Raw genomic sequence first — 10,480 nt, 5'->3', positions numbered from 1 at the left:
ACCTGCCGCAGACCGCCCAGCACCGGCAGATCGGTCGCGCCGAGCACGGCCCAACCACTCGTCTCCGGCGTACCGGTGACGGTGACCGGGGTCCAGGCGAGTCGGTGCAGCGCCTCCGGGTGACCGGTGGCCGAGGCCTCCAGCGCGGCGGCCGAGACCGGGCGCAGGACGAGCGAGCCGATGTCGGCGACCGGGGCTCCGGCGCCGTCGGCCAGCTGGAGGGAGACCGATCCGCCGGAGCGGGTCAGGCGCGCCCGCAGGGCCTGGGCGCCGGCCGCGTGCAGGACGACGTCGCTCCAGGCGAACGGCAGCCTGCCCTGGGGGCCGTCCGCCCCCTCGGTACCGGCCTCGGCGGCCGCGCCCAGGCCGAGCGCGTGGAGAGCGGAGTCCAGCAGGCCCGGGTGCAGGCCGTAGCGGCCCGCCTCGGTGTGGTGTTCGGCCGGCAGGGCGACCTCGGCGAAGATCTCGTCCCCGCGCAGCCAGACGGCGCGCAGGCCCTGGAACGCCGGGCCGTAGGCGAAGCCGAGGTCGACCGCGCCCTCGTAGAAGCCGCTCGCGTCGACGGCCTCGGCGCCCGCCGGCGGCCAGACCGACAGGTCGAAGGGCTCCCGCTCCGGGGCGGTGCCGAGGGCACCGGCCGCGTGGCGGGTCCACGGCTCACCGGCGGGCGCGTCGTCCCGGCGGGAGTGAAGCTGGAAGGGGCGGCGGCCGGTGTCGTCGGGCTCCCCGACGGTGAGCTGGAGAACGATCCCTCCGCGCTCGGGCAGCACCAGCGGCGCCTCCAGCGTGAGGTCCTCCACCGCGCCGCAGCCGACCTCGTCGCCCGCCCGGACGGCGAGTTCGACGAAGGCCGTGCCCGGCAGCAGGATCCGGCCCTGGACGGCGTGGTCGGCCAGCCAGGGGTGGGTCCGCACCGAGAGGCGGCCGGTGAACAGGTAACCGTCGGTGTCGGCCAGGGCGACGGCGGCACCGAGCAGCGGGTGCCCGGCGGCCTCCAGGCCCAGGCCGGCCGGGTCGCCGGTCGGCAGGGCGCGCAGCGTCGGCCAGTAGCGGCGGCGCTGGAAGGCGTAGGTCGGCAGCTCGACCGGGCGGACGCTGCGGCCGGCGGCGAGTGCCTGCCAGTCGGGGCCGCTGCCGGTCAGGCAGAGCCGGCCGAGGGCGGCCAGGGCGGTGGGCCGCTCGGGGCGGCCGGCGCGCAGCGCGGGGACGAACACGCCGTCCTCGACGCACTCCTGGGCCATCGCGGACAGCACGCCGTCGGGGCCGAGCTCGACGAAGGTGGTGACGCCGTCGGCTTCCAGGGTGCGCATGCCGTCGAGGAAGCGGACGGCCTCGCGGACGTGCCGGACCCAGTACGCGGGCGAGCACAGCTCCTCGGCGGTGGCCAGGTCCCCGGTGACGTTGGAGACGACCGGGATGCGCGGGGCACTGTACGTCAGACCCTCCGCCACCCGGCGGAAGTCGTCCAGCATGCCGTCCATCAGCGGCGAGTGGAACGCGTGCGAGACGTTGAGACGCTTGGTCTTCTCGAACTTCCCTGCGATCGCGAGGACTTCACCATCGTCGCCGGAAATCACCACGGAGGTCGGCCCGTTGATCGCGGCGATGCTGACGTTCTCGGTGAGCAGCGGCAGCACCTCGGCCTCGGTGGCCTTGACCGCGACCATCGCGCCGCCCTCCGGCAGCGCCTGCATCAGCCGGCCACGGGCCGCCACCAGGGTGACGGCGTCGTCCAGCGACAGCACGCCCGCGACGTGTGCAGCCACCAGCTCGCCGATCGAGTGCCCGGCCAGGACGTCAGGCCGCACGCCCCAGCTCTCGTACAGCCGGAACAGCGCCACCTCGACGGCGAACAGCGCGAGCTGGGTGAACTCCGTACGGGCGAGAACCGCGGCGTCCTCGCCGAACACGGCTTCACGCAGCGGCAGTTCGACCCGCGCGCAGACCGCGTCGAAGGCCTCCGCGAACACCGGGTACGCCTCGTACAGCTCCCGGCCCATCCCCGGCCGCTGGCTCCCCTGCCCCGTGAACAGGAACGCCGTCCGTCCGCCGCGTGCGACGCCCTGGAGCACGTTCGCCGTGGTGACGCCCTGCGCGAGGGCGTCCAGTCCGGCGAGCAGCTCGTCCCGGTCGGCGCCGAGCACGACGGCCCGGTGCTCGTGCAGGGAGCGCGTGGTGGCGAGTGCGTGGGCGACGGAGTCGGCGGCGGGTGCGTCCGGGCCGGTCAGGTGGTCGCGCAGTCGGGCGGCCTGCTCGCGCAGGGCGTCCGCGCTGCGGGCCGACAGCAGCCAGGGCAGCGGAGCCACGTCGGCCGGTGCCGCGTCGGGCTCCTCGGCCGGGGAGGCGGCGGGTGCCTGTTCGAGGATGACGTGGGCGTTGGTGCCGCTCATGCCGAAGGAGGAGACGGCGGAGCGGCGGGGGTGCGCCGTCTCGGGCCAGGGCCGCGACTCCGTCAGCAGCTCGACCGCGCCGGTGGCCCAGTCCACGTGCGACGACGGCTCGTCGACGTGCAGGGTCCGGGGCAGCACGCCCTCGTGCATCGCCAGCACCATCTTGATGACGCCCGCGACACCGGCGGCGGCCTGGGTGTGGCCGAGGTTGGACTTCACCGAGCCGAGCCACAGCGGCTCGCCGGTGCGCTCCTGGCCGTAGGTGGCCAGCAGCGCCTGGGCCTCGATCGGGTCGCCGAGCCGGGTGCCGGTGCCGTGCGCCTCGACCGCGTCGATCTCGCCGGGCGACAGGCGGGCGGCGGCCAGCGCCTGGCGGATGACCCGCTGCTGGGCGGGGCCGTTCGGGGCGGTGAGGCCGTTGCTGGCGCCGTCCTGGTTGACGGCCGAGCCGCGGACCACCGCCAGCACCGGGTGGCCGAGGCGCTCGGCGTCGGAGAGGCGCTCCAGCAGGAGCATGCCGACGCCCTCGGCCCAGCCGGTGCCGTCGGCGGCCTCCGCGAAGGCCTTGCAGCGGCCGTCGTCGGCGAGGCCGCGCTGGCGGCTGAACTCGATGAAGGCGCCCGGGGTGGCCATCACGGTGGCGCCGCCGGCCAGGGCGAGCGTGCACTCGCCGCCCCGCAGCGCCTGGGCGGCCAGATGCAGGGCGACGAGGGAGGAGGAGCAGGCGGTGTCCACCGTCACCGCCGGGCCCTCGAGACCGAAGGTGTAGGCCAGGCGCCCGGAGACCACGCTGGCCGCGTTGCCGGTGGCGAGGTGGCCCTCCAGGATCTCCTCGGAGGCGAACAGCAGGTTGGTGTAGTCCTGCATGTTGGTGCCGGCGAAGACGCCGGTCCGGCTGCCGCGCACGGTCTCCGGGTCGATGCCGGCCCGCTCGAAGGCCTCCCAGGAGGTCTCCAGCAGCAGCCGCTGCTGCGGGTCCATCGCGAGGGCCTCGCGCGGGCTGATGCCGAAGAACGCGGCGTCGAACTCCCCGGCCTCGTACAGGAATCCGCCCTCGCGGGCGTAGCTGGTGCCGGCGTTGTCCGGGTCCGGGTCGTACAGCGCCTCCAGGTCCCAGCCGCGGTCGGCGGGGAAGCCGCCGATGGCGTCGCCGCCGTCGGCCAGCAGGCGCCACAGCTGCTCGGGGGTGCGCACGCCGCCGGGGAAGCGGCAGCTCATCGCGACGATGGCGACCGGCTCGTCCGGGGCGCCGAGGACCGGGGCGGCCTCGGTGGACTCGGCGTCCGGGCCGAGGAGTTCGGCGCCCAGGTGGGCGGCGAGGACGGCCGGGGTCGGGTAGTCGAAGACCAGCGTGGCGGACAGCCGCAGGCCCACGGCCGTGTCGATCCGGTTGCGCAGTTCGACGGCGGTCAGCGAGTCGAAGCCCAGCTCCTTGAACGGGCGCCCGGCGAGGACCCCGTCGACGGAGTCGTGGCCGAGCACCGCGGCGGCCTCGGTGCGGACCAGGTCGAGCAGGATCCGCTCCCGCGCGGCGGCCGGGGCGCCGGCCAGCACGGCCCGCAGCCCGCCGGCCGCGCCCTCCTCGACGGGGGTGGTGTCGGCCTGGGCCGCCACCGCCTCGGGCAGATCGGCGAGCAGTGCGGAGGGGCGCACGGCGGTGAAGCCGGCGGCGAACCGGGACCAGTCGAGGTCCGCCACGGCGAGGGCGTCCTCGCCCGCGCCCACGGCCTGGGCCAGGGCGGCCACCGCCTGCTCGGGCGCCATCGGGCGCAGCCCGCGCCAGCGCAGGTGCTCGCCGCCGTCGGCGGCCATGCCGCCCTCGGCCCACGGGCCCCAGGCGACGGCGGTGGCGGCGAGGCCGCGGGCGCGGCGGGCCTGGGCGAGCGCGTCCAGGTGGGCGTTGGCGGCAGCGTAGGCGCACTGGCCGCCGCTGCCCCAGACACCCGCCACGGAGGAGAAGAGGACGAAGGCGTCCAGCTCGGTGCCGTCCAGCAGCGCGTCCAGGTGGGCGGCTCCGGCGGTCTTGCCGGCGACGACGGCGGCGAACTCCGCCGGGTCGGTCTCGGCGAGCGGCGTGTTCTGGGCGATCCCGGCCGCGTGCACGACGGCGTTCACCGGGTGTTCGGCGAGCAGGGCGGCCAGGGCGGTGCGGTCGGCGGCGTCGCAGGCGGCGACCGTGACCCGGGCGCCGCGTGCGGTCAGTTCGTCGCGCAGTTCGGCCGCGCCCGGGGCTTCGAGGCCTCGGCGGCTGGTGAGCACGAGGTGCTCGGCGCCGTTGGCGGCCAGCCAGCGGGCGACGTGGGTGCCCAGGGCGCCGGTGCCGCCGGTGACCAGGACGGTGCCGCGCGGGCGCCAGTCGGCGGCCTCGGTGCACTCGGCCCGGACCAGACGGCGGCCGAACGTACCGTTCGCGCGCAGCGCGACCTGGTCCTCGGCGGAGCCCGGCGCGAGCAGGGCGGCGAGGCGGGCGGCGGTGCGCGCGTCCAGGGCGGCGGGCAGGTCGACCAGTCCGCCCCAGCGGTCGGGGTGCTCCAGGGCGACCACCCGGCCGAGGCCCCACAGCTGGGCCTGGGCGGGGTGCTCGACCTGCTCGGCGCCCGACACGGCCACGGCGGCCTCGGTGGTCAGCCAGAGCGGGGCGGTCACCTCGGCGTCGCCCAGTGCCTGGACCAGCAGGGCGGTCCGCAGCAGGGCGGCGGACACGCCCGGGTGGGCGGGGTGCTCGGCGTCGTCCAGGGCGAGCAGCGACAGGATCCCGGCAGGGCCGTCGGCGGCCGCGTCGCGCAGCAGCTCGGTGAGCCGGGCCCGGTCGGCCTCGGCACCGAGCTCCAGGCGCCGGACGTCCGCGCCGACCTCGGTCAGGGCGCGCTCGACGGCGGCCAGCCGCTCGGCCGCGCCGTCCGAGAGGCCGACGGGCGCGACGGTGAGCCAGGTCCCGCCGAGGCGGGCGGTGTCCGGCGCGCCGAGCGGCTTCCACTGGACGCGGTAGCGCCAGCCCTCGACGGTGGTGCGGGCGCGGTGCTGCCGGCGCCAGTTCGACAGGGCGGGCAGCACCTCGCGCAGGGCGCCGTCCGCGGACAGCTCCAGAGTGCCGGCGAGGGCCGCGACGTCCTGCTCCTCGACGGCCGTCCAGAACCGCTCGTCGCCCGGGGTGCCGGCGGGCGTCGCCGCTCCGGCGGCGGGCGCCTCCAGCCAGTAGCGGCGGGCCTGGAAGGCGTAGGTCGGCAGGTCGATCACGCGGCCGTCGCGCACGGCGGGCACGGCCGACCAGTCGGGGCCGGCGCCGTGGACGTGGGCGGTGGCGAGCGCCGCCAGCAGGCTGCGCTCCTCCGGGCGGTCGGCGCGCAGCGCGGGGGCGAACGTGCCGCCGTCGACGCAGTCCTGGCCCATGGCGGAGAGCACGCCGTCGGGGCCGAGCTCGACGAAGGTGGTGACGCCCTGGGCCGCCGCGGTGCGGATGCCGTCGAGGAAGCGGACGGCCTCGCGGACGTGCCGGACCCAGTACTCGGGCGAGCACAGCTCCTCGGCGGTGGCGAGGGCGCCGGTGACGTTGGAGACCACCGGGATGACCGGCTCGGTGTAGCTCAGGCCCTCGGCGACGGCCCGGAACTCCGCCAGCATGCCGTCCATCAGCGGCGAGTGGAAGGCGTGCGAGACATTGAGCCGCTTGGTCTTCCCGAACTGCCCGGCAATGGCGAGGGCTTCGGACTCGTCCCCGGAAATCACCACGGAGGAGGGCCCGTTGACGGCCGCGATGCTCACCTGGGCGGTCAGCAGCGGCAGGACGTCCGCCTCGGCGGCCTTCACCGCGACCATCGCGCCGCCCTCGGGCAGCGCCTGCATCAGCCGGCCACGGGCGGACACCAGCGCCACCGCGTCGTCCAGCGACAGCACACCCGCGACGTGGGCGGCCGCGATCTCACCGATCGAATGGCCGACCAGGACGTCCGGACGGACCCCCCAGCCCTCCAGCAGGCGGAACAGCGCCACCTCGACGGCGAACAGCGCGGGCTGGGTGTACTCGGTGCGGTCCAGCAGCTCCGCGTCGTCGCCGAACACCGTTTCGCGCAGGGGCAGTTCGACCCGCGCGCAGACCGCGTCGAAGGCCTCGGCGAACGCCGGGTGGGCCTCGTACAGCTCCCGGCCCATGCCGAGGCGCTGGCTGCCCTGTCCGGTGAACAGGAAGGCGAGCCTGCCGCCCTCGGCGGCGCCGGTCACCAGCCCGGCGGCCGTGCCGCCCTCGGCCAGCGCCGCCAGGGCGCCGCGGAAGGAGGCGAGGTCGTCCGCGACCACGACGGCCCGGTGGTCCAGCGCCGCCCGGGTGGTGCCGAGCGAGTGCGCGAGGTCGGCGAGGTCGACGTCCGGGTGGGTGTCGAGGTGGTCGAGCAGTCGGGTGGCCTGGTCGCGCAGCGCCTGCGCGGTCGCGCCGGACAGCAGCAGCGGGCGGCCGGAGGCCCGGACGGGCCGGACGGTCTCCACCGGCTCGACGGCGGGGGCCTGCTCGATGACGGTGTGGGCGTTGGTGCCGCTGATGCCGAAGGAGGAGACGGCCGCGCGGCGCGGGCGCCCGGTCTCCGGCCAGGGCCGGGCCTCGGTCAGCAGCTCGACGGCGCCGGAGGCCCAGTCGATGTGCGGGGACGGCTCGTCCACGTGCAGGGTCCGCGGCAGCAGCCCCTCCCGCATCGCCATGACCATCTTGATCACGCCGGCCACACCGGCGGCGGCCTGGCTGTGCCCGATGTTGGACTTGATCGAGCCCAGCCACAGCGGGTCCCCGCTGCGCTCCTGGCCGTAGGTGGCGAGCAGCGCCTGGGCCTCGATCGGGTCGCCCAGCGCGGTGCCGGTGCCGTGCGCCTCGACCGCGTCCACCTGGGCAGCGGTCAGTCCGGCGTTGGCCAGGGCCTGGCGGATGACCCGCTGCTGGGACGGGCCGTTGGGGGCGGTCAGGCCGTTGCTGGCGCCGTCCTGGTTGACGGCGGAGCCGCGGACCACGGCGAGCACGGGGTGCCCGTTGCGGCGGGCGTCCGACAGCTTCTCCAGCAGCAGCATGCCGACGCCCTCGCCCCAGCCGGTGCCGTCGGCCGCGGCGGCGAAGGACTTGCAACGGCCGTCGGCGGCCAGGCCGCGCTGGCGGATGAACTCGACGAAGACCGTGGGAGTGGACATCACCGTCACACCGCCGGCCAGCGCCAGCTCGCACTCGCCGTTGCGCAGGGCCTGGGCGGCCAGGTGCAGGGCGACCAGCGAGGAGGAGCAGGCCGTGTCGACGGTGACCGCCGGGCCCTCCAGGCCGAAGGTGTAGGCGACGCGGCCGGAGGCCACGCTGCCGGTGTTGCCGTTGCCGAGGTAGCCGTCGAAGTCCTCCAGGCCCTCGGAGACGCCGTACAGGCGGGCGCCGTAGTCGTGGTACATCGCGCCGACGAAGACGCCGGCGCGGGTGCCGCGCACGCGCTCCGGGGCGATGCCGGCCCGCTCGAAGGCCTCCCAGGAGGTCTCCAGCAGCAGGCGCTGCTGCGGGTCCATGGCCATCGCCTCGCGCGGCGAGATGCCGAACAGGCCCGGGTCGAAGTCGGCCGCGTCGTACACGAACGCGCCCTCGCGGCGGAAGCGTCCGCCCGCGTGGTCCGGGTCGGCGGCGTAGACGGCGTCCGCGTCCCAGCCGCGGTCGGCGGGCAGCGCGGCGACGGCGTCCGTGCCCTCGGCGACCAGCTGCCACAGCTGCTCGGGAGTGCGTACGCCACCGGGGTAACGGCAGCTCATCGCGACGATGGCGATCGGCTCGTCGTCGGCCGCGGCGCGGCGGACGGCCGGGGCGGCCGGGGCGGTGGCGGCGGGGGCCAGCCCGGCAAGCAGGTGACGGGCGAGCGCGGCGGGGGTGGGGTGGTCGAAGACCAGGGTGGCGGGCAGCCGCAGGCCGGTGGCCCGGCCCAGCCGGTTGCGCAGCTCGACGGACATCAGGGAGTCGAAGCCGAGCTCCTTGAAGGCCCGGTCGGCGTGCACCGCCTCGGCCGACCGGTGGCCGAGGGCCCCGGCGGCCTGGGTGCACACCAGCTCGGTGAGCAGCCGCTCCTGCTCGGCGGCCGAACGGCCGGCCAGTCGGCGCAGCAGCGGCGAGCCGTCGGCCTCGGCGCCGGCGCCCTGCGCGGAACGCCGGACGGGAGCCGGGACGAGCGTACGGAACAGCGTGGGCAGGCGGTCGGCCTGGGCGCGCAGGACGGCCAGGTCCAGGCGGACCGGCAGCAGCAGGGCGTGCCCGGTGCGCACCGCGAGGTCGAACAGGCCCAGCGCCTCGGCGGACGGCAGCGCGTGCAGGCCCGAGCGGCGCATCCGGGTGAGGTCGGCGGCCCCCAGGTGGCCGGTCATGCCGCTGGCCTGCTCCCACAGGCCCCAGGCGAGCGAGGTGGCGGGCAGGCCGGCGGCCCGGCGCCGGGCGGCGAGCGCGTCCAGGAAGGCGTTGGCGGCCGCGTAGTTGGCCTGGCCGACGGCACCGAGGACGCCGGCGGCGCCGGAGTAGAGGACGAAGAGCGCCGGCTGCCGGTCGCGGGTCAGCTCGTCCAGGTGGACGGCCGCGTCGACCTTCGCGCGCAGCACCCGCTCCAGGCGCTCCGGGGTCAGCGCGTCCAGCATGCCGTCGTCCAGGACACCGGCCGCGTGGATCACGGCGGTGAGCGGGCGGTCGGTGGGGACGGTGTCCAGCAGGGCGGCGAGTGCCGCGCGGTCGGCGGCGTCGCAGGCGGCGACCGTCACCTCGGCGCCCAGCGCGGCCAGTTCGTCGCGCAGCTCCACCGCACCGGGCGCGGCCTCGCCCCGGCGGCCGGCCAGCAGCAGGTGGCGGACGCCGTGCTCGGTCACCAGGTGGCGGGCCAGCAGCGCGCCCAGGGTGCCGGTGCCGCCGGTGATCAGCACCGTGCCGTCGGGATCCGGGGCGGACGGGCCGGCGGCGGCGTCCTGCTCGGACACCGCCCGGACCAGCCGGGGGGCCAGCACCTCACCGGCGCGCAGGGCGAGTTGGGGCTCGCCGGTGGCGACGGCGGCGGGCAGCGCGGCGGCGGAGCCGGCCTCGTCGTCCAGGTCGACCAGGACAAAGCGGTTCGGGTGCTCGGACTGCGCGGAGCGGAGCAGGCCCCAGACCGTGGCGTGCGCGGGCCGCTCGACGGCGTCCGCGTCGAGCGCGGCCACGGCGCCGCGGGTCACCAGCACCAGGCGGGCGGCGGCCAGGGGTTCGGCGGCCAGCCACTCCTGGGCGAGGGCCAGCGCGGCGGCGGCGGCGCGGTGCGCCTCCTCGACCTGGTCGGCGGAGCCGACGGCGACCGGCGCGACCACGGTCTCCGGGGCCGCCTCCCCGGCGGCGACGGCGGCCAGCAGGGCGGCGAGGTCGGGGTACCGGACGGCGTCGGGCGCCACGGCCGCGTCGGCGCCGAGCACGGCCCAGCGGGCGGCGTCGGCCGGGGCGGCGGGCCCCTGGGCGGTCCAGTCGATGCGGTACAGCGGGGTGCGCGCGCCGCGCGCGGCGGAGTGCAGCCGCTCGACGTCGAGCGGGCGCAGGGTCAGCGCGTCGGCCGTGGCCACCGGGGCGCCGGTCGGGTCGGCCAGCGCCACCGAGACGGCGTTGTGCCCGGCCGGAGCCAGCCGCACCCGCAGGGCGGCGGCACCCGTGGCGTACACCCGCAGCCCGGTCCAGGCGAAGGGCAGCAGTCCGCCCTCCGCCCCGGGCAGCAGCCCGCCGAGGCCGGCCGCGTGCAGCGCGGCGTCGAGCAGGGCGGGGTGCAGCCGGAAGCGGCCGGCCCGGTCCTGCTCCTCCTGCACCGGCTCGACCTCGGCGAAGACCTCGTCCCCGCGCTGCCAGGCGGCCCGCAGGCCGCGGAACGCCGGGCCGTAGGCGAAGCCGCCGGCCGCGAAGCGCTCGTAGAGGTTCGCGACGGGCAGCTCGACGGCGCCCTGCGGGGGCCAGACGGCGAGGTCGAAGTCCGGCACGGCGGCGCCGCGGAACAGGGTGCCGGTGGCGTGGCGGGTCCACGGCTCGTCAGGCGCCGCGTCCTCGGCGCGGGAGTAGACCTCCACCTCGCGGCGGCCGTCGGCGTCGGGCGAAC

Annotated in this window: 1 protein-coding gene; it reads right to left on the bottom strand. The window is 77.1% G+C overall.

Features of this window, described 5'->3' with window-relative positions; translation table 11 throughout:
* Positions 1-10,480 (bottom strand): type I polyketide synthase (locus ACWDBB_RS35730; RefSeq protein WP_449793574.1); only part of this gene is annotated, 10,480 nt, incomplete at both ends.

It is taken from the genome of Kitasatospora sp. NPDC001095, from assembly GCF_053598615.1.
This window is presented reverse-complemented; position numbering and strand designations above follow the sequence as displayed.